The organism is Ralstonia sp. ASV6, from assembly GCF_016429285.1.
Taxonomy (GTDB): domain Bacteria; phylum Pseudomonadota; class Gammaproteobacteria; order Burkholderiales; family Burkholderiaceae; genus Ralstonia; species Ralstonia flaminis.
Genome location: NZ_JAELUI010000081.1, coordinates 1 through 26,324 on the forward strand (window position 1 = coordinate 1; position 26,324 = coordinate 26,324).

The following is a 26,324-nucleotide window of genomic DNA, read 5'->3' on the forward strand; positions in this document are numbered from 1 at the left end:
GGATGCCACAGCGGACGGTTGTTGTGGTTGTGCCTGCGCCCCCCATTGCAACGCCGCGGAAGCCACGGTGATCAGGGTGAACTGCAGGACTCGTTTTTTCGTACGCATAAGTGTGTGGGCCTGGACCGTGCCGACTGGTTTTTCTTCTGGGGATCGGCATCCGCTGGTATGGCCCTATTCTATTGAGACGGGTAGCTTCAAGATCACATCATCCTTGCCTCTGTTTGATCCACCTCATGACGGTGGTGCGGTGCCGGTGCCGTACTCGGCGCAGGAAAAGAAAAAGGACGCCCGCAGGCGTCCTTCCTCAAATCACATCGGGGCAGATCAGTTGCCGCTGCCCGGCACCAGACGGCGCTTGCGCACGGCGTCGGCCAGCGTCTCCAGCACCTTCAGCGAATCGTCCCAGCCGATGCAAGCGTCGGTCACGCTCTGGCCGTAGGCCAGGTCGGACACCGGCGTGCCTTGCACGTGGTCCTGGCGGCCGGCGTTGATGTGCGATTCCACCATCACGCCGACGATGCGGTTGTCGCCCGCAGCCATTTGGCGGCCGATGTCTTCGCACACCGGAATCTGGTTCTCGTGCTTCTTGCTGCTATTGGCGTGCGAGGCGTCGATCATCAGGCGTGCGGCCAGGCCCGACTTGGCGATGGCGTCGCAGGCTTCCTGCACGCTGGCGGCGTCATAGTTGGGCGCCTTGCCACCGCGCAGGATGATGTGGCAATCCTCGTTGCCCGCGGTCGACACGATGGCCGAGTGACCGCCCTTGGTGACCGACAGGAAGTGGTGCGGCTGCGACGCGGCCTTGATGGCGTCCACGGCAATCTTCACGTTGCCGTCGGTGCCGTTCTTGAAACCAACCGGGCACGACAGGCCGGAAGCCAGTTCGCGGTGCACCTGGCTTTCGGTGGTGCGCGCGCCGATCGCGCCCCAGCTCACCAGGTCGGCGATGTACTGCGGGCTGATCACGTCGAGGTATTCGGTGCCGGCAGGCAGGCCCAGCTCGTTGATGTTCATCAGCAGCTCGCGCGCGGTGCGCAGGCCGTCGTTGATCTTGAAGCTGCCGTCCATGTGCGGGTCGTTGATCAGGCCCTTCCAGCCGACCGTGGTACGCGGCTTCTCGAAGTACACGCGCATGACGATTTCCAGCTCGTTCTTGAAGCGCTCGCGCTGTTCGACCAGGCGGCGGGCGTAGTCCATTGCCGCCTTGGTGTCATGGATGGAGCAGGGGCCGATGATGACGATCAGGCGGTCATCCATGCCGTGCAGGATGCGGTGCATCGCGTTCCGGCTTTGGTAGATCAGATCGGACACGGTGTCGCTGCACGGGAATTCGCGGATCAAGTGCGACGGCGGCGTCAGCTCTTTCAGTTCGCGAATGCGCAAATCATCGGTGTTCTTCGGCATGGAAAGCTCCAGGGGGATGTCTTGGTTCGAGTATTGGAAACGTCTACTGTGTTCGGATCATGTTTCGCGTCGGCGCCGGGGTGGGGCGGGTGACAGGGCGAAAAAAAACCGCCAGGGTCGCTGGCGGTTTTCGGTATCTGCTGGGTGCTTTATTTTTGTTGCAAGCGCCCCTCTCCTTCCGCCAGCGGTGCGAGATGCCAAAAGTAAAAGTAAAAAAACTTGGCGAAGGACATGGAGAGAATGCTAAGTACTGCAACAAAAATTAGGAAAGCGCTACTGCGCCGCACCAATCGAAACGTCTTTATAGCTGCTTTTCCGGGCCGCCGCAAGCGCGGATTTTCCGGGCCTGCGGCGCGCAAACGACAACGTTGCGGCCGCTTCCGGGGCCGTCAGACCGTGCCGCCCACCGTCATATTCTCCATGCGCAGGGTCGGCTGGCCCACGCCCACTGGCACGCTCTGGCCCTCCTTGCCGCACACGCCGATGCCCGAGTCCAGGCGCATGTCGTTGCCGATCATGGTCACGTGCTTGAGCGATTCGGGGCCGCTGCCGACCAGCGTCGCGCCCTTGACCGGCGCGGTGATCTTGCCGTCTTCGATCAGGTAGGCCTCGCTGGCCGAGAACACGAACTTGCCGTTGGTGATGTCGACCTGTCCGCCACCAAAATTGACGGCGTACAGGCCCTTCTTGACGCTGGCGATGATCTCCTGCGGGTCTTTGTCGCCGCCGAGCATGTAGGTGTTGGTCATGCGCGGCATCGGCAGGGCAGCGTAGCTCTCACGGCGGGCGTTGCCGGTCACGGGCATCTTCATCAGGCGCGCATTGAGCGTGTCCTGCATGTAGCCGGTGAGGATGCCGTCTTCGATGAGCGTGTTGCATTGCGTGGGGTTGCCCTCGTCGTCGAGGTTGAGCGAGCCACGGCGATTGGCCAGCGTGCCGTCATCCACCACGGTGACGCCCTTGGCCGCCACGCGCTCACCCATGCGGCCGGAGAAGGCAGACGAGCCCTTGCGGTTGAAGTCGCCCTCCAGCCCGTGGCCGATGGCTTCGTGAAGCAGCACGCCGGGCCAGCCGGGCCCAAGCACGACGGTCATGGTGCCTGCCGGTGCCGGCTTGGCTTCCAGGTTGACGAGTGCGGAGGAGACCGCCTCGTCCACGTATTCGCGCAGCAGGGCGTCGGTGAAATAGCCGTAGGCATAGCGGCCGCCGCCGCCGGAACTGCCCATCTCGCGGCGCCCGTTCTGCTCGGCGATGACGGTGACGGAGATGCGCACCAGCGGGCGCACATCGGCGGCGATCACGCCGTCGCTGCGTGCCACCAGCATTACGTCGTATTCACCGGCCAGGCCGGCCATGACCTGCACCACACGCGGGTCTTTGGCGCGGGCGAGTTTTTCGATGCGCTCCAGCAAGGCGACCTTTTCGGTGGCCGTCATCGAATCGAGCGGGTCGTTGGGCGCATACAGCGAATGGCCATTCGGACCGCTGGCGAGGCTGTTCGCCACCTTCACGCGGCCGGCGCCGGCTTTGCCGATGGTGCGCGTGGCACCAGCGGCCTGCATCAGCGCGGGCAAGCTGATGTCGTCGGAATAGGCGAATGCAGTGCGGTCGCCCGAGACGGCGCGCACGCCCACGCCCTGGTCGATGCTGAAGCTGCCGGATTTGACGATGCCTTCTTCCAGGCTCCATGCCTCGTTGCGGGTGTACTGGAAGTAGAGGTCCGCGTAGTCGACGCGGTGCGTGAAGATGTCGGCCAGCGCGCGCTGCAGGTGCGCCTCATCAAGGCCGTACGGATCGAGCAGCACGCGGCGCGCGATGGACAGATTCTGGATGGCGATGTCGCCTGCGTTCATGGTGGGTTCTCGCAAAGAAATTCGGTTGGAACCAGTTCTCGATCCTACTGCACTGCCCGATCTTGGCCCTGCGATGCTCGCCGTACCCGTGTACGGCTGCGCCGCATTTGGCACATTCGGGGCCAACCTCGGGCCGCTCGCTACGGATCGTAAACCGGTTCTTCGACTACATCACACGGTGTTTCAACGCCGGCAAGTCCTGGCGCACTTGCGCCAGGCGGGCCGGGTCCATGTCGCCGACGACCACGCCTTCGCCTTCAGGCAATGCGGCGATGACTTCGCCCCACGGGTCGACCAACATGGAATGGCCCCACGTGCGGCGGCCGTTCTCGTGGCGCCCGCCCTGTGCGGCGGCGAGCACGTAACACTGGTTCTCGACCGCGCGGGCGCGCAGGAGGATCTCCCAGTGCGCGGCGCCCGTCACGTAGGTGAAGGCCGCCGGCATCAGAATCAAGTTCAGATTGCCTTGCGACGACAGCGCGCGGTACAGCTCGGGAAAGCGCAGGTCGTAGCACACCGACATGCCCACGCGCCCACACGGCGCATCAAAGGCGACCGGTGTGGCGCCGGGTTCGATGGTGCGGGCTTCGTCGTAGCGCTCTTCGCCGCGCACGAAGTTGAACAGGTGGATCTTGTCGTAGCGCGCCACGCGCAGCCCGGCCGGGTTGTAGGCGAGCGACGTATTGCGCACGCGCTGTTCGTCTTCGCACCACATCGGCAGCGTGCCGCCAACAAGCCACAGCTTGTGGCGGCGTGCTGCGTCGGCCAGAAACGTCTGGATGGGGCCATCCTCGTCATCCTCGCGGATGGCGACCTTGTCGCTGTCTTTGCGGCCCATCTTGCAGAAGTACTCGGGCAGCAGCGCCAGTTGCGCGCCCTGAGCGGCAGCCTCGGCGAGTAGCACATCGGCGCGCGCCAGGTTGGTGTCCACCTCGATACCCGTCACCGTCTGGATGGCGGCGACGCGAAAAGGTGCGCCGAAGGGCACGCCTGAGGACGTATCCGGGCCAGGGGCGGCTTGGGCAGGAGCAACAGTCGAAGAAGTCATGGGGCCTATTTTGCCGAGGTTTCGGGATGGCTGCCTGCACCTGAGCTGGACGCGATCTTGTCGATCTTCGGTTTGGCCCAGCTTCCTGTGACGTGATACTGCGTGGCGAACGCCTTCGATAGCTGGTCACCCAGCACCAACTGCGCGGCCAGCGTGCCCAGCCCGATGGCCGGATTGATGAAGGCGGCCGCCAGGGACGCGGACGTTGCATCGACCTTGGGGGTGACCTTCACGTGCAGATCCTGCGTTTCATCGAGGATATTGGCCGAGCCCTGCATCGCGACCTGGAACTGCGGCCCCTTGACCGTGAAATCTTCCGTGCGCGCAACACCGCTGGCAATCGTGCCGGTGGCCGCCACGCTTTCGAACGGCGTGCCGCGGCCGGTGGCGCTGCGCAGGTCGGTAGCGAAGTGCAGCAGGCCCTGCAGGCTCAACACGCCCGCCAGCTTGGCAAGGCCCGGGTCAACCGGCAGGAACTGGCCGCGCTCCAGGTTCAGCGCCATGCGGCCGTTGAGTGTCGGGTAGTCGATCGACATGGGCGAACCGCGCCACACCACGCGGCCTTCGAACTTGCCCTTGGCACCGTCGAGCACCTTGGCAAAGCCCATCTTCTCCAGAAGCTCACCTGAGTCGCGCAGGTCGAGATGGAAGTCGAGCAAGGTGCGGCGCTCGGGGTCATCCTCGCCGCCGCGCAGACGACGCGGAATGCGCCACGTGCCTTGTGCGGTGAAGGTGGCGGCAGGCTGTTCGAGCTTGAGCGTCTCCAGCGTCCACACCGGGGCACCGTCGGTGATCTGGTTGCGCGCCTTGATTTCTAGCTTGCCCAGCGTCTTGCCGCGCAGGTCGAACTTGTCGGCCACCAGATCGAGTGAAGGGATTTCTTGCGAGCTGCGCGCCAGCGATTCGGTCAGCGCGGTCTCTTCCTGCGCATCGGGAATGCTCATGCGCGACAGGCGCATGGTCAGCTCGCCGAAGGGCACGGCGGCACTCTCTGCATGCCAGCGTGTGGTTCCTGCAATCTCGCGCGAATCGATGGTCGATTGCCAGTTAGCGCCATCGCGTGTGGCATCAACGCTGACGCTGCTGAAATCACGGCCGAGAATGCGCAGTGTCTGCGCGCGCCCGTTCAGGCGGGTGGGCAGGAAGGCGTTGTGGCTGCTGGCGGCGCTGGCGGCAGCGTGTTCGGCAGCCGATTGCGTGGCACTCTTTTCCCCTGCCGGCGTGGCGAAGACCTGACGCCAGGCGTCGATGTCGAGCCGGTCCAGCGTCAGGTTGGCCTGCACACCTTCGGCGGGCTGCGGTACGGGTTGGCGCACACCGATGCCGCCGCGCAGCACCTCGGTGCCGTTGCCGTTGCTGCGCAGTTCGTAGCGCGCGGAGGCGATGTTGCCGATCTGCAGCGTGACTTCGTCGAGCGCGTTGTTGGTCGCCAGCGGCTGCATATCGAAGCGCACGGGCAGCGGCTGGCCGGCGGCTTTGTTCAACGGTGCAGGCAGGCGCACCGTCATCGGCGTCAGGTCGGATTGCACCTGGATGACGGGCCGATGCTGCTTGACGCTGATAGTGGCGTTGTACGGTGCGCTGCCGTCCAGCGTGCGGGCAATCGCGGCGATGGGGCTGCCTTCCGGGGTGGTTTCACGCAGGCCCTGGGCCGAGGCGGTGCCCGCGACCTGGATGCGGATCGTGCCGTCAGGCGCGGTACCGCCGGTCGGGCGAATCTCGCCGCCGGCAAAGCGGGCGCGCAGGTTATCGAAGCCGATGCCCTTGTGCGTGAACGTGAGCGCGCCTGTGACGTCGGTGAGTGGCGGCGCCTGCGGGATCAGCGTGACGTCGTTGCGCAGGAAGGTCACGCTGCCCTGGGCGCGGGCCGTGTGCATTTCGTTGAGCGGGAGGTCAAGCTTGAGCGCGAGCGTGGCGTTGCCCTGTGCGCGCGCGTCCTTGGTGAAGTGGCCGATCCAGCCGCCAACCGGGCTGGCCTCGACGTACTGCAGGAAGCCCTGCGTGGCGCCATCGGCATGGCCGTCGATGGTGAGCAGCGGATGGTGGTCGCCCATGTCGGGCAGGGTGCCGGTCACGTCGGCCAAGGTCACGTCGCCCACCTTGGCGTGCGCCACTTTGAACGACATCGACGGCCCCTCGAACACCACGGTGCCTTCTGTGTCGGTAAACGCCGGCCAGCCGGTCGGGTGCGAGGCGTCGGCGGGGGCCGGCTGGTAGGTCACGTCCTTGACCGGCACCTCCACGCGGAACGTTCCCTTGTGCGGCGGACGGTACGGAAAGTCGTGCAGGTCGCCGGTGAGGACCAAGGTGACGTCGCTGGCTGTGCCGCCCTGCAAGGCGCCGGCCAGGTACTCGCGTGTATGCGGCCCGACAGACAGTGGCAGGTAGCGCGGCACACGCGTGACGGTAGCGCGTTCCAGCGTGCCCTTCAGGTCGATGGTGCCGATATGACTGGTGTCCGGCGCGTGACGGTAGTTGCCCGCAAACCGGGCAGACAGATCGCTGTTGGAGAGCGTCAGGTTGTCGCTGCTGACGATCAGTTCCTGTTTGCGATAGGTCCAGTTGAAGGTGCCTTGCAGGCGGTCCAGCGGCACCCGTGCTTCATCGAAAAGGCCGGGCAGGAGCAGGGCAGTATCGGAGGCGTCGATGCGCAGCGTGCCCTTGTCGTCGGAGAAGACGGCGTTGCCGGAGAGGTTCTCGACGCCGGGCACGGCTGGCTCGGGGTGATGGCCGGCCGGTACGACAGGCAGTTCCCCGGGTCCGAATGACACTTGCCGCAGCGTGGCGCGCCCCGTGAAGTGCACCGGCGCCGGTGTATTTGGCCGCCAGCGGGAGACATCGCGCTGCCAGTTGATGTCGAGGTCGTCGATGCGGCCGGCGGGCTGTTTGGTGCGCAGCGGTTCCAGCACGCCGGCCGGTAGCGGCAGGGCGATGGCGATGCTGCGCAGATCGGTCAGATCCAGCGTCGTGGCCTTGACTTGCAGGCTACGCAGTTCGTCGCGCGTATCCAGCGCCCAGCCGACACTCACATTGCGCAGCCCGCGCGGGGTGCCTGCCGGGTTGACGGGGGCCTCGATGCCGGGGCCAGCCAGTTCGGGCGCGGGCGCAGGTTGCGCAGGCGGGTTCAATGGCTGCCAGAGCAGTGTATCGATGCGCAGCGTGTGGCCGCCGTTTGCGGTGCGCTGCTGTGTGGCGAGCGCCTGCAGGCTGCGCAATTGGAGCGGGTCGAGATCTTTGCGGATCTGCAGATCGAGCTGCTGGCCGGTCAGCCGTGCCTGGCTGCGTGTGAAGGCGCCGCCTGCAAACTCCACCGAGCCGTCCGAACTGATGGTGCCGCTGTTGGCGGCTGCCATCACCGGCACATAGCGTTGCACCGCAGCCAGCTGCAGCGTGTCGACCTGCCAGTTGGCTTGGCCATGCCAGTGTCGCCAATCGCCCGGGCGGGCCAGCAGGTCATGGCGAAAATCGGCTTGCAGCTTGATCGGGCCGTTGAAGAGGCTGGGCGAGGTGCCGCTGGCGTCCAGCCGGTGGCGGGTCGGGCCGCTGCGCAATTGAACGTGCACATTGCCCAGCGCCACCTCGGGCAGCTTCTGCTGTTCGTCGAGCCAGCGCACCGCGCCTTCGCGAAAGTCGATGTCGCCCTGCGAGAGCAGTTGGTCTAAGAAGTTGCTGTCGCCGCCGGTGTCGGGGCCAAGCGGCATGCCGGCCACGAGGAGGGCGCCCTCGGGCGTGCGGCGCACCAGTACGTCGGCACGGCTGGCGTGCAGCGCGGCAAACGTGATCTGCATGCGCAGCAGCGAGCGCCACGACAGCCGTGCCTGCACGTCCTGCACGGCAAAGGTCTGGCGGCCGGCGGTGTCGCGCGCTTCGATGCGCTGCGCACGGAAGGCGGGGTGCCAGCCCTCCCAGTAGGTTTCCAGCGAGCCGATGCCGACGTTGGCGTGCAGTGCGCTCGACGCCTCGCGCTCCATCCATTCGCGCGCCACGCTCACGCGCGGCCACAGGACAAAGCGCACCAGCACCATGCCGACCATGGCCAGGACAACCAGTGCGACCACCGTTTTCCACAGGATGCGCCACAGCTTGCGCCAGATCGGCGCGCGGATGCAAGCCACAACGCCGTTGGCGATCTTGCCGGCCAGCCGCGCAATCCATGCCCAGATGGCGCCGGCCGTGCGCAGGCCTGTCCGGCGGGTAGGCAGGGTGCTGGCGTGTCCGCCATCGGACTTCGGCGATTCTGGGGGCTGGGGCAGACGGGGCATGACCGCGATTATCCGATATTCGTGGCGCAGTGCCACATTTGAAGCCAGGGCAACGCCGATCAACGAATGGCAAGCACACCCGATGCCCGTGAAAGTGCGTGACCACCGACCGGCCCGCACGCATTTCAGCGAGAATGGGTGTTTCTTCGCAGCTCCCTTGATGGTTCGCATGACCCGCATGACCGATTCCACCTTGTCTGCCCAGCCGTTCTTGCAAGCCCCGGCCCGTGCGCCGGAAGCCCCCCATGTTGCGTTGCCGTACGCGCAAGCCTATTCCCGCTACGTCCAACGCCTGGCGCAGGCGCGCGAAGGTTGGGCTGAGCGCGTGCAGAGCGCAGCCGCCCGCCCGGTTGACGCTGCCTGGCTGTCCGCGCGCTTTACCGAGCTGTTCGACGCCACGGCCGTGGAGACCGAGCCCGCACTCAAGCGCGCACTGCGCCTGTTGCGCAACGAGGTATTCGCCACGCTTATCGAGCGCGATCTGTCCGGCGCCGCCACGCTTGATGAAGTGACCGGCAGCATGACGGACCTGGCCGAGTTTGCCGTGCGCGCGGCCATCTCCGTGATCGGCCAGGAGCTGCAGGCGCTGCACGGCCAACCGATCGGACAGTCCTCGGGCGAGGTGCAGGAGCTGGTGGTGGTCGGTATGGGCAAGCTGGGTGGGCGCGAGCTGAACGTCTCGTCCGACATCGACCTGATCTTTCTTTACGACGACGATGGCGACACGCAGGGCAAAGATGGCCAAGTTCGGCGTCCGCTGTCCAATCACGAGTACTTCACGAAGCTGGGCCGGCGCCTGATCAATGCACTGGCCGACGTGACCGAAGACGGCTACGTCTTCCGCGTTGACATGCGTCTGCGCCCGAACGGCGATGCCGGTCCGCTGGCCTGCAGCCTGGGCATGCTGGAGGAATACTTTGTCGTGCAGGGCCGTGAGTGGGAGCGCTACGCCTGGATCAAGGGCCGCGTCATCACCGACCCGACCAGCCCGCACGCGGCGCGCGTGATCCAGCAGCTTGATCGGGTGACCGGGCCGTTCGTGTTCCGGCGCTATCTGGATTACGGCGTGATTGCCGCCATCCGCGCGCTGCACGCGCAGATTCGCGCGGAGGCCGCCAAGCGCAGCAATGGTGCCAACCGACAGCCGGGCGAAGGTGACGCTCAGGTGCATGCGCGCTCGCCCAACATCAAGCTGGGGCGCGGCGGTATCCGCGAGATCGAGTTCGTTGCGCAGGTGTTCCAGCTGATTCGTGGCGGGCAGGACTTCGGGCTGCGTGTGCGGCCCACGCTGGAGGTGCTGCGCGCCGCAGCCGAGCGCGGCCTGATCGACGACGATGTGGTCGCACGCTTGACCGAGGCCTACCGTTTCCTGCGCCAGCTTGAACACCGCCTGCAGTACGTGGAAGACGCGCAGACGCACAACCTGCCGGGCGCACCGGAAGACCAGTTGCGTGTGGCCCGCATGATGGGCTTCGTTGATTACGCTGCGCTGGTTGCCAAGCTGGAGGCCTATCAGGACGAAGTCGCGCAGCAGTTCGAGCAGACCTTCTCTGACAAGCAGGACAGCCAACCGCCGTGCGCCTCCATCTGGCACGCCGATCTGCTTGACGACGAGCGCACCGAATCCGCTCGCGCGCAGCTTGCCGACCTGGGCTATGCCGACGCCGACGGCGTGCTCGAGCGCCTGCGGGCGTCGCGCAACTCGCCGCGTTACCGTGCGTTGACCGAGGTGAGCCGCCAGCGCTTCGATCTGCTGATCAACCGCGCGCTCGACCACGCAGCGCGCCAGACGGATGCTGACGTCACCATCGCGCGCTTCCTGAACTTCTTCGACGCGATCAGCCGGCGCTCGTCGTATCTTTCGCTGCTGTGCGAATACCCACAGGCGCTGGAACGCGTGGCCCACACGCTGCATGCCTCGCGCTGGGCGTCGGACTATCTGACGCGCCATCCGCAACTGCTCGACGAGTTGCTCGATGTTGAGGCGTTGTCGGCCGATCCGGACTGGCCCGCCTTCCGCGAGCGGGTGCGCGATCGGCTGCGCGCTGCTGAAGACCACGTCGAGATGCAGATGGACATCCTGCGCCAGGAGCATCACGCCGAGACCTTCCGCATCCTGCTGCAGGATCTGCAGGGCATGCTGAGCGTGGAGCACATCAGCGACCGGCTCTCTGACCTGGCCGACGCCATGCTGGACCTGACGCTGGAGACCGCGTGGAAGCAGGTGTCCACGCGCCATTGCGAGGTGCCGCGCTTTGCCGTCGTCGCCTACGGGCGCCTGGGCGGCAAGGAGCTTGGCTATGCGTCGGACCTCGACATCATCTTCCTCTATGACGATGACCACGAGCGTGCGCCCGAGGTGTATGCGTCTTTTGCGCGCAAGCTCATCACCTGGCTGACCAGCCACACCGCCGCCGGCATGCTGTTCGACGTGGACACGCGCCTGCGCCCGAACGGCGCGGCTGGCCTGATGGTCACGCACTTCGAAGCCTTCCGCCGTTATCAGATGCGCGAGGGGGACAACGCTGCGTGGGTGTGGGAACACCAGGCGCTCACACGCGCCCGCTTCTGTGCGGGCGATGCAGAGATCGGCGCACGCTTTGAGGCCCTGCGTACCGCCGTGCTGCGGCAGGAACGCGAGGCCGGCCCGCTGCGCGACGAGATCGTGGCGATGCGCGAGCGTGTGTTGGAAGGCCACACCAATCCCACGGAGTTGTTCGACCTCAAGCACGATCGTGGTGGCATGGTCGATATCGAATTCACCGTACAGTTTTTGGTGCTGCTGCATAGCGCTGCGCACGCTGAACTCACCCGCAACAAGGGCAACATCGCGCTGCTGCACATGGCGGGCGAGCTGGGGTTGATCGACGCCGCGCAGGCCGCGCAAGTGGCCGATGCCTATCGCGATTTCCGCGCGCGCCAGCACAAACTGCGGCTGGACGGACAATCCGCCGCGCGTGTCCCTGCGGGTACCTGCGCGCACGAGGCCGCCCACGTGCGGGCATTGTGGGAGCAGGTGTTCGGCGCCGTGCCCGCGCCATCAAGCCCGCACGCCGGATGAGCGGGCGTCTGCACGCGGTGCATACCTGGGCTGCATGCCTGGGTGTGGCTGTGTTGTCGGCTGCGTTCTCATTCATTCCGTGGTTGCATGCCATCGGGCTGTATCAGCGCGATGCTGTGCGCGCGGGCCAGTGGTGGCGCATCGTCACGGCCATGTGGGTGCACCTGGATACGTGGCACTGGTTGGCCGACGCGATGGCGGCGGCGGGGGTCATGCTTCTGCTCGCACGTGTGCTGCGGCCGCAGGCCATTGTTGGTGCGTTGGTGGCGTGTGGCGTGCTGGTGCAGATTGCGCTGCTCAGTCAACCGGGGGTGCAGTGGTACGGCGGGCTCTCGGGCGCGCTGCACGGTCTTGCTGCCTGGGGTGGGCTGCGGTTGCTGCGGCCACAAGCAGAGGCGGTTGAAGACACCGGCGCCCACTTCTCGCGCTGGATCGGCTTGCTGCTGTGCGCGGGCGTGCTGGTGAAGGTGTGGTTCGAGCAATCGTGGCTGTCGCCCATCGCCTATGACCCGCACTGGGGCTTTGGCGTGGTACGCATTGCGCATGCGTTTGGCGCGGCGAGCGGACTGCTGATCTGGGTATTCGGAGAATGGCGCGCCCAAGCCAGGAAGCAGGCGCAAGGCTGATCGACGGATGCCGGGGGCCTCGGAGAGCGGACACGCCAGCAGGCGCCAGCGTGTCCGTGTTGCGTTTACTGCGCGCCAGAGATGCGACGACCACGGCCGAAGCCGAAGGCGCCGCCTGCCAACAGCAGGCCGGCCAGCCACAGTGGCAATGCACCGCCGCCACCGCCGCTTTGGTTCAGGGTGCCGGTGCCGCTGGTGCCGCCGCTGAAGGGCAGGGTGCCGCCCGATCCAGGCGTGGTGGTCGGGGGCGCGGTGACCGTCACGGAAGTCGAGGCTGCTACCGTGGCACCCAGGTTATTGGTCACCGTGACTGTGAAGCTGTATGTGCCAGCAGCGCTCGGTGTAAACGTGGCGCTGTAGTTGCCGTTGCTGTCTGGACCCGACGTCGTCGGGGTGACCCCCGTGCCGGCTGTCTGCGCCCACTGGATACCGGTCAATGTGTTGCCGAAGCCCGCCCCGGCGGTTGCTGTCAGCGTGACAGGATTGTTGGCCACGACGGTGCTAACCGAGCTTGACAGGCTTACCGAAGGCGTGCCGACCGACAACGTCATGGCGGCACCTGCGTCCAGCATGCCAGCTCCGCACGCGCCCGCGTTCTGCGCGCAATACGTGCCTGCCGGGAAGGCCCGCGCTGATTGCATCAGGATCGCCTTGATGTCATCCACGCTTAGCGTGGGCTTGTGAGAAAGCAGCAGCGCCGCGACGCCGGCCACGTGTGGCGTTGCCATCGAGGTGCCCATCTCGGTGGTGTAGTAGTTGTTGCGTGGGTCTGGCAAGGTGGCGCCTTGGTTGGACAACGAAACAATTTGCCGGCTGCTGATGGCACCGTTGACGCCTGTGTTGATGACTGAACCCGGGCCGCCTCCCGGTGCGCTGAGCGTCGTGCCTGCGCCGAAGTTGGCATAGACAGCGCGATCGCCATCGACGGTATGCGCCGTCACCGCAATCACGCCATTGCAGTTGGCCGGCGAGCTGATTGTGCCGATGCCGTCATTGCCGGTCGCGACCACGATGGTGGCACCGCGAGCGCGTGCCGCGGTGATGGTTGCCTGTTCTGCGCTGGAGCAAGGCCCCTGGCCACCCAGACTCATGTTGACCACCTGCGCCATCGGCGAATTGACAGGTAGGTAGGCACCGTTGGCGCCGGCAACGTCGCTGGCGCCTGTCACCCAGGCCAGAGCGTCCATGATGTCCGATGTGGCGCCACCGCACTTGCCCAGCGCACGCGCCATCTGAATGGTCACCCCTGGAGCAATGCCCGCAATGCCGACCGAATTGTGTTGTGCAACGATCTGGCCGGTGACAAAGGTGCCGTGCCAGCTGCTCGGTTCGGCCTTGCTGCCACAGAAGGTCGGGTAGTTTGCTGCGTCCGAGCTGCTGACCCAGTCGCCGGGGTCTGACGAGTTCGGGTCGCGGCCAGGCGGCGTATCCTGGGGGTCGTTTTCAACGAAGCCGGGCGGCATCGCTTTGTTGGTCGAGGGGTCGGGCGTGCCGTTGTACGGGTCGTGGCTGATGAAGTCATACCCCTGCCGGATGTTCGCGCCCGCCAAGTCCTCATGACCCGCCAACAGTCCTGTGTCGATCACTGCCACGTTGACCGTGCTTACGCCCATGCCATTGGTTGCGTCCCACGCCGTGGTGATGTTGGCACCGCCTGCGGACATCGTGGCCGGACCGTTGGCGACCACGGTGCTTGGCCACAGGCTCCATTGGTTGGGGAACTGCGGATCGCTAGATACGGCGGCCGGCCGCATGATGCTGTCGGGCGAGACATATTCAAATTGGCCGCTGGCCTCCATGCGCTGGGCGACCGTCTGTGCCTCTGCGGCCGACATGACGCTGGGCAGCGTCACCACATGCGCCCCGCCCGACATGGCGCGTTTGTAGGTCACCGGCAGCTGTGCCGCCACCGACCAGCGTTGCACCGTCGCAACGTCTGCGCGGGCAACCGTGCCGCCTGCCGCAACCGCTTGCGTCTTCAGCCCGCTGTTTTTCTCTTTCACGATCAGTTGCGTCACCCATTGCAACTGCGGCGCAGGTGCGGCGACCTTGCCCACCGCCAACGCCGGCACGGCGTGATACGACACCAGTCCGAGCGCTACCAGCGCACGAACAATACCCCCGGGAACCATCGATTTCATTGGAGCAGCCCTGTTCTTTTGTTATGAATCGCAAGATGCATCACAGCATTGTCCAAAAGGATTGAGAAAGCGTGTCTCAAGGGTGGGTAAGCGTAAACCCTAGTATCTCCAGCCTGAGCAGATATGGCGGTGCAGCGGGTCTCGTTCACACGGGAGGGAAGAGCGGGCCCCAAGCGGGGGATGCCACAACGAAAAACGCCCCCACGCGGGGGGCGGTCGGGACCTGATGACAAGCGCAATCAACCTAGCGCTGGCTGCTTGCGCCGGTAGGCCAGCCCCAGGGCCAGCAGCACGGCTCCTCCCATCAGCGGGACGGTACCGCCACCACCACCGCTATTGGCCGTGCTGCCCGTGCCCGCGCCGGTCTCTGTGCCTGACCCCGGCGACGTGGCGCCTGTGACGGTCACGCTGGCGGTATCGGTTGCGGTGGCGCCGGCGTTGTTGGTCAATGACACGCTGAAGCTATAGACGCCTGCGGCAGTTGGCGTGAACGTAGTCGTGCTGATGCCATTGGCATTTGGGGCAGACGCCGTCAGGGTGACGGGGTTTCCGCCGGTTTGTGCCCAGACCGGGCTACCCGCCGTTTGGCCATAACCGGCACCGCCCACCGCCGTGAGCGTGACGAAAGCATTGGGCGCCACGGTTGCGGCTGATGTGGCGACATGCACGGTCGGCATGCCCTGGGCTTGCGTGACTGCTGAGCCGGCGTCCAGCATGCCGGCCCCGCAACTGCCCGCATGCGTGGCGCAGTAGGTACCGGGCGGGAAGGGGCGGGCCGACTGCTTGAGAATCGCCGTGATGTCGTCGGGCATCAGCGCTGGCTGGACCGACAGCATGAGCGCGGCCGTGGCAGCCACATGCGGCGTGGCCATCGATGTGCCGATGTCGTTGGTGTACGTATCGCCGCTGGGCGAGGCAACGGGTGCGGTACCGCCGCTGTTGGACAGCGACAAGATGGTGCTGCCCGTGCCTGAGATGACCGTGCCCCGGCCGCCGCCCGGCGCACTGATGGTGGTTTGCGCACCCACGTTGGCATACCAGGCGTTGTCACCCTCCAGCGTATGGGCCGTGACGGCGATGGCGCCGGCGCAGTTGGCGGGGGCATCTACCGGCCCGGACTCATTGCCGGTCGCCACCACGATGGTGACACCTAGCGCTCGCGCCGCATTGATCCGGTTCTGTTCCAGCACGGAGCAGGCTCCCGCCCCCCCAAGGCTCATGCTGATGACCTTGGCCGGCGTCGGGTTGCTGAGGACACCAGGGACCGCGCCGCCGGCCAGCCACGTCATCGCATCCATGATGTCGGATGTCATGCCGCCGCACTTGCCCAGCGCCCTCGCCATCTGTACGCGCACGCTGGGAGCGATGCCCGCAATGCCGATGCCGTTATTGCGTTGCGCCGCAATCTGTCCGGCCACAAAGGTGCCGTGCCAGCTGCTGTTGCTCTGGCTGCCGCAGAGCGTTGGGAAGGACGCGGCATCGCTGGCACTGATCCAATCGCCGGGGTCGGATGGGTCGGTATTGCCAGCACTGTTGTTGGCGCCGTTGTTGACGAACCCGCTGGGGATGGTGGCGCCGGTCTTGGGATCGGTGGTACCCGCCATTGCGCTGCTGCTGACGAAGTTGCGGCCGATACCGAAGTTCGTGCCGGCAAAGTCTGCGTGGTCAGCGCGGATGCCGGTGTCGACAATCCCGATGCCCACCGTGGGCGTGCCGGTGGTGGTGTCCCAGGCGGATGTCACGTTGGCGCCACCGGCCACGCTGGCGCGGGGCATCAGGTTCCATTGCTGGCCGAACAGCGGGTCGGTTGCCAGTGCCATTGGCCGCAGGATGCGATCGGGCGACACGTATTCAAACTGGCCGCTGGCCTCCATGCGCTGCGCAACGGTTTGTGCGTCGGCCAGCGTCATGATTCTGGGCAGGGTCACCACATGGGCGCCGCCCGACATTGCACGCTTGTACGTCATTGGCAGTTGCGCTGTGGCTGACCAGCGTTGCACGGTCACGGCATCCGCCGGATTGCTGACGCCGCCTGCCGATATGGATTGCAGATTCAATGCGCCAGGTGTGGTCGCTTTTTCCTTGACGATCAACTGGGTGACCCACTGCAACTGTGTGTTGAACGTGGTCGATTTTTCTGCCGCCAGCACGGGCGCAGCGTGATACGACATCAGTCCGAGCACCACCAGCACGCGGACCACACCCCCGGGAACCATCGTCTTCATCAGAGCGGCCTTTTTTTTGTAAAGAATTGCTGAATTGGTGGATGGATTGTCCAAAAGGATTGCGGTGGGGTGGTCCGGGTCGCGCTAGGTAAGAACCCTAGCCACTCAGTAAGACGGGCGTGCAGCGAAGGCCCAAATGAAAACCGCCTCCACATGGGAGGCGGCTTTGATCAAGGTGATGGTGCGGTTATTGCGGCAGCGGGCGCTTGCGCCGGCATGCCAGCCCCAGGGCCAGCAGCACCGCGGCACCCATCAGCGGGACAGTACCGCCGCCGCCACCGCCACTACTACTTCCAGTGCCGGAGCCGCTGCCCGAGCTTGCCGTACCGTTGCCAATGCCGGCTGGCGTTGTCCGCTGGGCGTAACCCACTGCACCTGCCGTATCCAGCAAGCCTGCACCGCACGCGCCGGTATTGACGGCGCAGTACGTGCCGCTTGGGTGCGGGCGGGCGGTCTGTTGCAGGCCGGCCAGGATCTGCGGGTTCGATAATTGCGGTTGCACGCTCAACATCAGCGCGATGGTGCCGGCCACTTCCGGGGTGGAGAAGCTTGTGCCGGCGACTATGTCGGAGGGCGATTTCGGCCTAACGATTGGGTTGCCCGGCGAGTACGGACCGTCATTGGAGTCTGCAACAATCGTTGAGGGCGTAGCGCATGATGGCTGTGAATTGGGGCACCCTCCGCCCGGCGCGCTAATGGCAACCTGTGGGCCGACGTTGGCGTAGCTGGCGTTTTCACCGCTGTCCACGTGTGCTGTAACGGCGATGGCGCCCGTGCAATTGGCCGGCGCGTCGGCGTTTTGTGCGGCTTCATTGCCCGAGGCCGCCACCACGGTGGTGCCGATCGACGCCAGCCGGTTCACCGCATCCTGTTCGGCCGCCGAGCACGCGCCCGTGCTGCCCAGGCTCACGTTGACCACGCGCGCCGGGTGGGCATTGGTGGGCACACCCGATACGGCGATGCCGCCCGCCCACAGCATGCCGTCCACCGTATCGGACAGCAGCGCGCCACACTTGCCCGACACGCGTACCGGCACGATCTGGGTGTTCCAGCCCACGCCGGCAATGTCGAGCGCGTTGTTGGTATTGGCTGCCAGCACGCTGCTGACTTCGGTGCCGTGCCAACTGCTGTTGGCGACGTCGCTGCTGGTGCAGCCCGAAATGGTGGAAACCTGCGCCGAGGTCACGCCGTCGCCAAGGTCATGCGCATCCGTTCCGCGGCCAAACGTGTTGCCCGCGCGCGCCGGGTCCGAGATGAAGTTGTAGCCCGGCAGGATCTTGCCGACCAGGTCTGGGTGGTCGGTATAGCCGGTATCGACGACCGCCACCACGATGCTGCCCGAGCCCTGCGTGATGCTCCACGCCGAGGCCACGTTGATGCCGCCCGGCACCACCGTCGGCGAGGCCAGGTTGTTCTGCGTGGGGAAGTACGGATCGTTGGGGATCGTGTTGGGCCGCAGGATGCGATCCGGCACCACGTAGGCCACGCGTGCATCCTGCGCGATCTTGGCGGCGGTGGCTTCAATGCTGGCGGCGTCGGTCAAGCCGGTGTGCATGAGCTGTGCCTCGGTAGCCAACGTGCGTTTGACTTGCAGTGTGCTCCCCGCGGTTTGCGCGACCGATAGCAGCCGGTTGCCGGATTCCGCCGCCGACAGCGGCTTGCGTGTGCCGCTGGTGTCATCGCGCCACTTGATGATGAGGTCGCCTGTGTACTGCGGTTGTGGCGTGGCGGCCATGGCTGGGTGGCCGCCCATCAACCAGGCGATACAGGCGACGCTGGCGCCTGCACGGAGCCAGGACTTCAACCGAAAGGAGGTGGGTGTCATCAGTGCGCGCTCCGAGGCATCTATCTTGTCGTCATGAGAAACGTCGTCAGGATGCGATTCTTGACAGTACGTTACACAAAACCAAAGGTAGCATGCGACCTGCCCGCCTGTGATGGCAGAAACTCGATTGCTAAGGGGCGGGGAGAACTCGCCAGTGCGCTGGCGCCGTCGCAGGATAGGCGCCCGATACGGGGCAGGATGCGTCCGGAATCGGGCCCATCCGCTTTTCACACTGTGTAGGTCGGGTGTGAGCGGTGCTGAATCGCACCGCATTGCATTTAGCGCTGGATCTTCACCATACGATCGGGATCGGCCGACGCGATGCCGGGAGCGGCGCGCAAGGCAGCGACCGCGCCATCCAGCGTGGCCGCCGCATCGCCCGAGCTGGCACGCACGACCCAGAACCCGCCCGACATTGGCCGCACCACTGCAAAGGCCAGGCGCGGCGTTGCACGCGCGCCGGCGGTGTCCAGAACGCCTTGCACGGTGGCGGAAGCGGTCGTTGGGGTGCTCAGTCCGACAATGATGTCGCCCAAACTGTGCGCGGCAGACACCGAGGCTGGCGGTTGGGTGCTGGCGGAGGCGGGGTCCATGGCAGGCGGTTTGCCTGGATCAATGGCCGGCACCGACTTGCAGGCGGCCAGCAGGCACAGGCCAAGCGCCGCCACCAGCGCGGGCTTGGTGGACGACAGCAAGGATCGGGGGCGGGCAGCCGGTTGGGCCATGGAGTTCTCCTTGAATGTGTTCAATGGTGTTGGCAGCGTGCGGCACCGGAGCGGCCATGCCAGAGATGGCCGTAATGGTTCCGGTATAGGCGATCACTGCGCCACGCGCCGCGATTTACGTGCGACAGGCGCGGGTGCCGGTTGGGCGCGGCCAGCGGCCAGCATCTCGTCGGCGTGGCGGCGTGTGGTGTCGGTTAGCGATGCACCGCCCAGCATGCGGGCGATTTCATCCACGCGGCTGGTAGCGTCCAGCACCACAAGGTCCGAACGCGTGCTGCCGGCCACCGTCTGCTTGGCGACCTGGATGTGGTGATTGGCCAGTGCGGCCACCTGCGGCAGGTGGGTCACGCACAGCACTTGGCGGCGCGTGCCCAATTCGCGCAGACGTCGGCCGACCACTTCGGCCACCGCGCCACCGATGCCGGAATCGACTTCGTCGAAGATCAGCGTGGGGGTCGGGCTCGCCTCGCTGGCGATCACGGAGATGGCCAGGCTGATCCGCGCCAACTCGCCGCCCGAAGCGACCTTCGCCAACGGGCGCGGCGATACGCCCGCATGCCCGGCGACGAGGAATTCGATCTGCTCCAGCCCCGCCGCACCACCGTGCTCAAGCGTGTGCAATGCGATGTCAAACCGTCCGCCTGCCATTGACAGACCCTGCATGGCATCGGTCACGGCTTCGGCCAGCTCGCGGGCGGCCTTGGCACGAGCGCGCGACAGTGCTTGGGCGACCACCATGTAGGCGGCGTGGGTTTGCGCTTCCTGCGCCTGCAGTGCATCGAGGTCAGATGCGGCTTGCAGCGCGGCCAGTTGCGTTTGGCGTTCAGCCAGTTCGGCGGGCAGCGTTTCCGGCGCGACGCGGTACTTGCGCGCCATGGTGTGCAGCGCCTGCATGCGCGCGTCGACTTCAGCCAGGCGGTCCGGGTCCAGTTCCGCGCGATCGGCGTAACGCGCAAGTGTGTGCACGGCTTCCTGAATCTGGACTTCGGCCGGCTCCAGTGCCGCCAGCACATCGGCCAGCGCGGGGTCGATCTCGGCGAGCTCACGCAGCGTGTGGAGCGTGGCGCCCAGTTGCGTGAGCACGGCACCTTCCGATTCAGACAGGCCGTCGAGCGCCGCGCGCGTGCCTTCGATCAGGCTGGCGGCGTGCGACAGGCGATGGTGCTCGGCGAGGATGTCTTCCCACTCGCCGGGTTGCGGGGCGAGCTTCTGCAGTTCGTTCACCTGCCACTCGATGCGTTCGCGCTCAAGTTGCACTTCGCGCGATTGCTGCTCGGCCGCTTCGCGCAGGCGCACCACGGCTTGCCACGCGCGATAGTGCTCGCCGACCGCGCGCACGGAACCGTCCAGGCCGGCGTGGGCGTCGAGCAGGCTGCGTTGCGCATCGGTCTTGAGCAGCAGTTGATGCGCGTGCTGGCCGTGGATGTCGACGAGCTGTTCACCCACTTCACGCAGTTGCGCCAGCGTGACGGCCGCGCCGTTGATGAAGGCCTTGCTGCGGCCGGCAGCATCGACCGTGCGGCGCAGCAGGATGACGCCCTCGTCGTCGTGCAGTTCGTGCGCTCCCAGCCAGGCGGCCACGTGCGGATGCACGTCGAATTCGGCCGTGATATCGGCACGCGGCGCGCCTTCGCGCACCACGGCAGCATCGGCACGCTCGCCCAGCGTGAGCGCCAGCGCGTCGATCAGGATGGACTTGCCCGCGCCGGTTTCGCCGGTGAACACGGTAAAGCCGTCGGCCAGGTCGAGGTCCAGCGCGTGGACGATGACGAAATCGCGGATTGTGAGGCTGCGCAGCATGGTGCGTGGGGCGGTGTTTGGGTTACAGCCGGTTGTCTTCGGTGGGGTACTCGTGCCAGTGCAGCTTCTTGCGCAGCGTGGCGTAGTAGTTGTAGCCGATCGGGTGCAGCAGTTGGACGGTGCGCTCGGAGCGGCGCACCACGATGCGGTCACCCGGCAGGAGGGACGTGAGCGACTGCATGTCGAAGTTGACGCTGGCATCGCGCCCACTGGTGACCTGGATGACCACCTCCGCATCCTGCGGAATGACGATCGGCCGGTTCGACAATGAATGCGGCGCGATCGGCACCAGCACAAGGCCCGAGAGCGCCGGATGCAGGATCGGCCCACCCGCCGACAGCGCATACGCCGTCGAGCCCGTGGGCGTGGACACGATCAGGCCATCCGACCGCTGGTTGTACATGAAGAAGCCATCGACCGACACGGCCAGTTCCACCATGCCCGAGGTGCCCGAGCGGTTGACTACCACGTCGTTGAAGGCCAGGGCGGAGAAGATGACCTCGTCGTCGCGCACGACCTGGGCTTGCAGCAGCGTGCGGGTTTCGGCTTCGTAGCGGCCCGACAACATGTCGGGCAGCACGGTGTGCACATCGTCGAACGGGATGTCGGTCATGAAGCCGAGCCGCCCGTGGTTGACGCCGATCACGGGCACGCCGGCGCCGGCCAGATGGCGGCCGATGCCAAGCAAGGTACCGTCGCCGCCGAGCACCACGGCTACGTCGGCCTGACGCGCCATCTCTTCGGGCGGCAGGGCAGGGTAATCCTGCACGCCGATGTTGAGCGCGGTTTCTCGCTCGAACACGATGTCATGCCCGCGCGCGGCAATGCACGACGCCAGCTCCATGAGCGGGCCGGCAATGTTGGCGGCCGAATACCGGCCGACCAGCGCGACGGTCTTGAAGGGCGAGGCGGCGGGAGGTTTCGGGGCCACGGCGGACGGGGGAATCGACATGCGCGCATTACACCATATCGATATGCCCCCCGCTACGTTTGACGAGGTTTGGCGAGAAACGCCAACGTCACCCGCTGGTTGCAGTCGATTTTGCGTAAAATTGAAGAATCATGGACAAGCGCGCCACCATCCTCCTCAAGACCCTGATCGAACGGTACATCGCCGAGGGCCAGCCCGTGGGCTCGCGCACCTTGTCGAAGTATTCGGGGCTCGATCTGTCGCCGGCCACCATCCGCAATGTGATGTCCGACCTGGAGGAAATGGGCTTCATCGCCAGCCCGCACACCTCGGCCGGACGGATCCCGACGCCACGCGGCTACCGGCTCTTCGTCGACACCATGCTGACGGCCAGCCCGCTCGATGTGCTCGGCGCGCAAGATCGCATGGCGCAGCAGATGGCCGGCGTGATTGCCGATCAGGTACGCGCTCAACTGGCGTCGCACGGTTCGGAATCGTCGCAGCGGGTGATTGCGGCGGCGGCGCAGACGCTGTCCAACCTGTCGCAGTTTGCCGGTGTGGTGATGACGCCGCGGCGCTCGCACGCGTTCCGGCAGATCGAATTCCTGCGGCTGTCGGAAAACCGCATCCTGCTGATCGTCGTCACGCCCGAGGGCGACGTGCAGAACCGCATCATCCATACCGATACGCCCTACACCCCGTCGCAGCTGGTGGAGGCGGCGAACTACATCAACGCGCATTACGGCGGCCTGACCTTCGACGCCGTGCGCGAGCGCCTGCGCGGCGAGCTGTCTGCGCTGCAGGCCGACATGACCTCGCTGATGCAGGCGGCGGTGGAGGCGGGCAGCAGCGCCGCCTCGGAAGAGGACCCGGTGGTCATCTCTGGCGAGCGCAAGCTGCTGGATGTGGAAGACCTGTCGTCCTCCATGGACAAGCTGCGGCGCCTGTTTGCCGTGTTCGAGCAGAAGACCGGCCTGCTGCAGCTGCTGGACGTCTCCAGCCGCGCCGAGGGCGTGCAGATCTTCATCGGCGGCGAAAGCAGCCTCGTGCCGCACGAAGACATGGCCGTCATCACCGCGCCGTACGAGGTGGACGGCAAGATCGTCGGCACGCTGGGCGTGATCGGCCCGATGCGCATGGCGTATGAGCGCGTGATTCCGATCGTGGACATCACCGCCAAGTTGCTATCCAGCACCCTCAGCCAATATTGATCCGGAAGCCACTTCAGAACGATTCTGGCGTCGTTGCGCAGCCTTGCCGTACGACTTGTACTGTCTGCGGCTGCGCGCCTAGCCAGAACCGCCCTGAAGCGGCTTCTTAGTCAGAGGCATAAGCTCAGCCGATTTTCTTCGACGACAGCGCGGTCTGCCGTCCCACACAATCGACTCCGGCGCATGTGCGCGTTTCTCTTCTGCCGGAGTCTTTCATGGCTGGTTTCTCCATCCCCCGTCTGCTGGCTGCGGCGTTGTCCGCAGCTGTTTCGTTTGCCTTGCTCGGTACTGCCCCCGCACGCGCGGCGGACCGCGAGGTCGTCATCGCGTATCAGGACATGGTGCTGCCGTGGCGCTACGCCCAGGCCACCGGCGAGGTCGAGCGTGCCACCGGCTACAAGGTGACTTACCGCCAGCTCGCCAGCGGCGCCGATGTGGTGCGCGCCATTGCGTCGGGCTCGGTGCAGATTGGCGAGGCGGGGTCGAGCCCGATTGCGGCCGGTGTGTCGCAGGGTGTGGATCTCTCGCTGTTCTGGATTCTGGACAACATCAACGATGCGGAGGCGCTGGTGGCCCGCAACGGCAGCGGCGTGACGCGCGTGGCGGACTTGAAGGGCAAGACGCTGGGCGTGCCGTATGTGTCGACCTCGCACTTCCACGCGCTGGTCGCGCTGCAGCAGGCGGGGCTGGACCCGCGCGACGTGAAGGTCGTCAATCTGCGCCCGCAGGAGCTGTCTGCCGCGTGGGATCGGGGCGACGTGGATGCCGCCTTCATCTGGGACCCGGTGCTCGCCAAGGTGAAGAAGAACGGTACGGTGCTGACCACCTCCGGCAAGATCGCCGCGGCAACCGGCAAGTCGACCTTTGACGGCTTCGTGGCGGACCGCAAGTTTGCGCGTGACCATGCAGAGTTCATCGCCAAATTTGTGGAAGTGCTCGCCAAGGCCGATGCAGCCTACCGCGACAACAAGTCTGCCTGGACGGTGACCTCGCCGCAGGTGGCCGCAGTGGCCAAGACCTCGGGCGCGGCTGCGGCGGACGTGCCGGCAAGCCTCGCGCTGTATGCCTTCCCGGATGCGGCGGAGCAGGCTTCCAAGCGCTGGCTGGGCGGCGGCGCGCAGTCGGGCGCGGCACAGTCGCTGCTGGCTACTGCGCAGTTCCTGAAGACGCAGGGCACGATCCAGACGGTGCTGCCGGACTACGGCGCCACGATCGACGCACGCTTCGTGCAGCGTGCGGCGGGTGGTGCGAAGGCCGTTGCTACGGCATCGCGATGAGCCGCATTGATGTACGTGGCCTGCGCGTCGACTACACCGATGCGCGTGGCCGCACAACGCAAGCGCTGGGTGGCGTCGATCTGACGATTGAGGCAGGCGAGTTTGTCGTTGCGCTAGGTGCCTCGGGTTGCGGCAAGACCACGCTGCTGAACTGCCTGGCTGGTTTTGTCGCGCCAACGGCGGGGCGCATCCTGCTCGACGGACGGGAGGTGGAAGGCCCGGGCGCCGAGCGTGGCGTGGTGTTCCAGCGCTATGGCCTCATGCCGTGGTTGAACGTGCGCGACAACGTGGCGCTCGGCTTGAAGCTGCGCGGCGTGGATCGCAAGGTGCGCCACGCACGGGCGCTCGAACTGCTGCGATTGGTGGGTCTGGAGGCACACGCCACCTCGCCTGTGTATGCCTTGTCGGGCGGCATGCAGCAGCGCGTTGGCATTGCCCGCGCGCTGGCGACCGAGCCGCGCGTGCTGCTGATGGATGAACCGATGGGTGCGCTCGACGCCTTCACGCGCGAGACCATGCAGACGCTGGTGCTGGACGTCTGGCAGCGCACCGGCACCACCGTATTCTTCATCACGCACGACGTGGAAGAGGCGTTGTTCCTGGCGACGCGGCTGGTGGTGATGTCGCCATCGCCCGGGCGCATTGTGCAGACGTTCGATTTGCCGTTCTCGCGGCAGGTGTTGGCGGGTGGGGATGCACGGGCCGTGAAGTCGTCGCCGGAATTCATTGCGTGGCGTGAGCGCGTGCTGGCGCTGATCCACCGGACACCTGAGGAGCTGGCCGCATGAGCGCGATCGAAACGGCGGTGTTCAAGGGTGTCTCTGTTGAAACGGCAGCACCTTCCGTCAAACCGCCGCGCAAGCTGCGCGGCTACCAGTTGCCGGGCGAGGGCAGTGCGCTGGGGTTGAGTCTGTTTTCAGTGGGTGCGTTTCTGCTGCTGTGGTGGGCGGCAACGACCTTCCGTTGGATACCGCCGCTGTTCTTGCCATCGCCGCAGGCAGTCGGCCACGCCTTCCTCGACGCGTGGCATGGCGACATCCAGGGTGGTCGGCCACTGGCCGCCCATCTGGGCTGGAGCGCGTTGCGCGTGTTTGGCGCGTTTGCGTTGGCGGCTGTCACCGCTGTGCAGGTCGGCCTGGCGATGGGCGTATCGCGCACCGCCCGCGGCTTGCTCGACCCGCCCATCGAGTTCTACCGCCCGCTGCCGCCATTGGCGTATCTGCCACTGGTCGTCATCTGGCTGGGCATCGACGAGCGCGCCAAGATCGTCGTCATCTACCTGGCGTGCTTCGCACCCATTGCGATGGCCGCGCGTGCCGGTGCGCGCAGCGCCACGCGCGAGCAGATCAACGCCGCCTATGCGCTGGGCGCGAGTTTCTCGCAGGTCGTGCGGCACGTGATCCTTCCGGCGGCACTGCCGGAAATCCTGACCGGCTTGCGCATCGCCATCGGCTTCGGCTGGACCACGCTGGTGGCCGCAGAGATGGTAGCCGCCACGGTCGGCCTTGGGCAGATGGTGCTCAACGCATCGAGTTTCCTGCGCACCGATCTGGTGGTGATGGGCATCGTGCTGATCGGCGCAATTGCCTGGGCGTTCGATCTGGCCATGCGCGCCATTGAAGCGCGTGCGGTGCCCTGGAAGGGGCGCGCCTGACGTCTTGCTTGCGCGTCATTTCAGCGCGGTCAGTATTACCAAAGCTTAATTAAGTCTCGCCCGGCTGGGCGCTAAGCTGCGCGGCGTTCCCTCCGGAGAAGAAGAGATGACGCCCGATCGCGATGCCCTGAGCGGCGCGCAACTTGAACAACTGCTCGACCGGCTCGAAGCCGACCTGGAAGAAAGCAATTCGAGCGAAGCGGCTGACCTGCTGGCGCGCTTGCGCGCCAAGCCCTTGCGTGCCGATACGCTCGATGCGGTCGACCGCCTGCACACGCTGTGGATGCGTGCGGGTGATA

At 65.9% G+C, this 26,324-nt stretch carries 18 protein-coding genes; 8 read left to right on the top strand and 10 right to left on the bottom strand.

Going from position 1 to position 26,324, the window contains the following annotated elements:
* Positions 1-327 precede the first annotated feature (327 nt).
* A complete protein-coding gene (gene aroG / locus JHD73_RS16585; RefSeq protein WP_199031365.1) occupies positions 328-1,407 on the bottom strand; it encodes a 3-deoxy-7-phosphoheptulonate synthase AroG in 1,080 nt (359 codons plus the stop codon).
* 59 nt (positions 1,408-1,466) lie between these two features.
* Between aroG and JHD73_RS16590 the strand changes: the two genes are divergently transcribed.
* A complete protein-coding gene (locus JHD73_RS16590) occupies positions 1,467-1,673 on the top strand; it encodes a hypothetical protein (protein ID WP_199031366.1) in 207 nt (68 codons plus the stop codon).
* A 123-nt stretch (positions 1,674-1,796) separates the two neighbouring features.
* Here the strand turns inward: JHD73_RS16590 and tldD are convergent, their stop codons facing one another.
* The 3 genes from tldD to JHD73_RS16605 all read right to left on the bottom strand — a co-directional run bounded on the left by tldD (position 1,797) and on the right by JHD73_RS16605 (position 8,570).
* Positions 1,797-3,260, bottom strand: a complete 1,464-nt coding sequence (tldD, locus tag JHD73_RS16595; protein ID WP_199031367.1) for a metalloprotease TldD — start codon at positions 3,258-3,260, stop codon at positions 1,797-1,799.
* A gap of 166 nt (positions 3,261-3,426) precedes the next feature.
* Positions 3,427-4,308 carry a carbon-nitrogen hydrolase family protein gene (locus tag JHD73_RS16600; RefSeq protein ID WP_199031368.1) on the bottom strand — a complete coding sequence of 294 codons (882 nt, stop codon included), beginning with the start codon at positions 4,306-4,308 and terminating at the stop codon, positions 3,427-3,429.
* A 5-nt stretch (positions 4,309-4,313) separates the two neighbouring features.
* Complete coding sequence (locus JHD73_RS16605) at positions 4,314-8,570, bottom strand: YhdP family protein (RefSeq protein WP_199031369.1); 4,257 nt, start codon at positions 8,568-8,570, stop codon at positions 4,314-4,316.
* A 178-nt stretch (positions 8,571-8,748) separates the two neighbouring features.
* Between JHD73_RS16605 and glnE the strand changes: the two genes are divergently transcribed.
* Both glnE and rrtA read left to right on the top strand, forming a co-directional pair.
* Positions 8,749-11,631, top strand: coding sequence for a bifunctional [glutamate--ammonia ligase]-adenylyl-L-tyrosine phosphorylase/[glutamate--ammonia-ligase] adenylyltransferase (glnE, locus tag JHD73_RS16610; protein WP_199031382.1), 2,883 nt, complete (start codon positions 8,749-8,751; stop codon positions 11,629-11,631).
* Positions 11,628-12,257, top strand: a complete 630-nt coding sequence (gene rrtA / locus JHD73_RS16615) for a rhombosortase (protein ID WP_199031370.1) — start codon at positions 11,628-11,630, stop codon at positions 12,255-12,257. Before glnE ends, rrtA begins: the two co-directional genes overlap by 4 nt.
* Before the next feature lie 65 nt (positions 12,258-12,322).
* On the opposite strand, the gene JHD73_RS16620 is transcribed toward rrtA, so the two are convergent.
* From JHD73_RS16620 to JHD73_RS16645, 6 genes are all read right to left on the bottom strand, one after another.
* On the bottom strand, positions 12,323-14,398 hold the full coding sequence (locus JHD73_RS16620; protein ID WP_199031371.1) for a S8 family serine peptidase: 2,076 nt from the start codon (positions 14,396-14,398) through the stop codon (positions 12,323-12,325).
* Positions 14,399-14,637: 239 nt separating this feature from the next.
* On the bottom strand, positions 14,638-16,623 hold the full coding sequence (locus JHD73_RS16625; protein ID WP_199031372.1) for a S8 family serine peptidase: 1,986 nt from the start codon (positions 16,621-16,623) through the stop codon (positions 14,638-14,640).
* A gap of 187 nt (positions 16,624-16,810) precedes the next feature.
* Complete coding sequence (gene mprA / locus JHD73_RS16630; RefSeq protein ID WP_199031373.1) at positions 16,811-18,448, bottom strand: MprA protease, GlyGly-CTERM protein-sorting domain-containing form; 1,638 nt, start codon at positions 18,446-18,448, stop codon at positions 16,811-16,813.
* 278 nt (positions 18,449-18,726) lie between these two features.
* Positions 18,727-19,173 (bottom strand): hypothetical protein, encoded by a 447-nt coding sequence (locus JHD73_RS16635; protein ID WP_199031374.1) that lies wholly within the window; start codon positions 19,171-19,173, stop codon positions 18,727-18,729.
* Between the two features lie 93 nt (positions 19,174-19,266).
* Positions 19,267-20,973 carry a DNA repair protein RecN gene (gene recN / locus JHD73_RS16640; RefSeq protein ID WP_199031375.1) on the bottom strand — a complete coding sequence of 569 codons (1,707 nt, stop codon included), beginning with the start codon at positions 20,971-20,973 and terminating at the stop codon, positions 19,267-19,269.
* Positions 20,974-20,995: 22 nt separating this feature from the next.
* Positions 20,996-21,925 (bottom strand): NAD kinase, encoded by a 930-nt coding sequence (locus tag JHD73_RS16645; protein ID WP_199031376.1) that lies wholly within the window; start codon positions 21,923-21,925, stop codon positions 20,996-20,998.
* 110 nt (positions 21,926-22,035) lie between these two features.
* Here JHD73_RS16645 and hrcA point away from each other — a divergent pair, with 110 nt between their 5' ends.
* The 5 genes from hrcA to JHD73_RS16670 all read left to right on the top strand — a co-directional run.
* On the top strand, positions 22,036-23,094 hold the full coding sequence (gene hrcA / locus JHD73_RS16650; RefSeq protein WP_199031377.1) for a heat-inducible transcriptional repressor HrcA: 1,059 nt from the start codon (positions 22,036-22,038) through the stop codon (positions 23,092-23,094).
* Positions 23,095-23,309: 215 nt separating this feature from the next.
* Positions 23,310-24,371 carry a taurine ABC transporter substrate-binding protein gene (gene tauA, locus JHD73_RS16655; protein ID WP_199031378.1) on the top strand — a complete coding sequence of 354 codons (1,062 nt, stop codon included), beginning with the start codon at positions 23,310-23,312 and terminating at the stop codon, positions 24,369-24,371.
* Entirely contained in the window at positions 24,368-25,159 is a 792-nt protein-coding gene (locus JHD73_RS16660) for a taurine ABC transporter ATP-binding protein (protein ID WP_199031379.1), read from the top strand. The genes tauA and JHD73_RS16660 overlap by 4 nt, the downstream gene beginning before the upstream one ends.
* Entirely contained in the window at positions 25,156-26,025 is an 870-nt protein-coding gene (locus tag JHD73_RS16665; RefSeq protein WP_199031380.1) for an ABC transporter permease subunit, read from the top strand. Before JHD73_RS16660 ends, JHD73_RS16665 begins: the two co-directional genes overlap by 4 nt.
* 106 nt (positions 26,026-26,131) lie before the next feature.
* The coding region (locus tag JHD73_RS16670) for a hypothetical protein (protein WP_199031381.1) at positions 26,132-26,324 on the top strand (193 nt) is incomplete at its 3' end.

What these genes read in the sequence shown, in the direction of transcription:
- recN (WP_199031375.1), bottom strand. Translation starts at nt 20,973, where the DNA reads ATGCTGCGCAGCCTCACAATCCGCGATTTCGTCATCGTCCACGCGCTG.
- JHD73_RS16660 (WP_199031379.1), top strand. Translation starts at nt 24,368, where the DNA reads ATGAGCCGCATTGATGTACGTGGCCTGCGCGTCGACTACACCGATGCG.
- tauA (WP_199031378.1), top strand. Translation starts at nt 23,310, where the DNA reads ATGGCTGGTTTCTCCATCCCCCGTCTGCTGGCTGCGGCGTTGTCCGCA.
- JHD73_RS16590 (WP_199031366.1), top strand. Translation starts at nt 1,467, where the DNA reads ATGTTTCGCGTCGGCGCCGGGGTGGGGCGGGTGACAGGGCGAAAAAAA.
- aroG (WP_199031365.1), bottom strand. Translation starts at nt 1,407, where the DNA reads ATGCCGAAGAACACCGATGATTTGCGCATTCGCGAACTGAAAGAGCTG.
- JHD73_RS16645 (WP_199031376.1), bottom strand. Translation starts at nt 21,925, where the DNA reads ATGTCGATTCCCCCGTCCGCCGTGGCCCCGAAACCTCCCGCCGCCTCG.
- hrcA (WP_199031377.1), top strand. Translation starts at nt 22,036, where the DNA reads ATGGACAAGCGCGCCACCATCCTCCTCAAGACCCTGATCGAACGGTAC.
- JHD73_RS16600 (WP_199031368.1), bottom strand. Translation starts at nt 4,308, where the DNA reads ATGACTTCTTCGACTGTTGCTCCTGCCCAAGCCGCCCCTGGCCCGGAT.
- JHD73_RS16665 (WP_199031380.1), top strand. Translation starts at nt 25,156, where the DNA reads ATGAGCGCGATCGAAACGGCGGTGTTCAAGGGTGTCTCTGTTGAAACG.
- glnE (WP_199031382.1), top strand. Translation starts at nt 8,749, where the DNA reads ATGACCGATTCCACCTTGTCTGCCCAGCCGTTCTTGCAAGCCCCGGCC.
- JHD73_RS16625 (WP_199031372.1), bottom strand. Translation starts at nt 16,623, where the DNA reads ATGAAGACGATGGTTCCCGGGGGTGTGGTCCGCGTGCTGGTGGTGCTC.
- rrtA (WP_199031370.1), top strand. Translation starts at nt 11,628, where the DNA reads ATGAGCGGGCGTCTGCACGCGGTGCATACCTGGGCTGCATGCCTGGGT.
- JHD73_RS16620 (WP_199031371.1), bottom strand. Translation starts at nt 14,398, where the DNA reads ATGAAATCGATGGTTCCCGGGGGTATTGTTCGTGCGCTGGTAGCGCTC.
- tldD (WP_199031367.1), bottom strand. Translation starts at nt 3,260, where the DNA reads ATGAACGCAGGCGACATCGCCATCCAGAATCTGTCCATCGCGCGCCGC.
- JHD73_RS16635 (WP_199031374.1), bottom strand. Translation starts at nt 19,173, where the DNA reads ATGGCCCAACCGGCTGCCCGCCCCCGATCCTTGCTGTCGTCCACCAAG.
- JHD73_RS16605 (WP_199031369.1), bottom strand. Translation starts at nt 8,570, where the DNA reads ATGCCCCGTCTGCCCCAGCCCCCAGAATCGCCGAAGTCCGATGGCGGA.
- mprA (WP_199031373.1), bottom strand. Translation starts at nt 18,448, where the DNA reads ATGACACCCACCTCCTTTCGGTTGAAGTCCTGGCTCCGTGCAGGCGCC.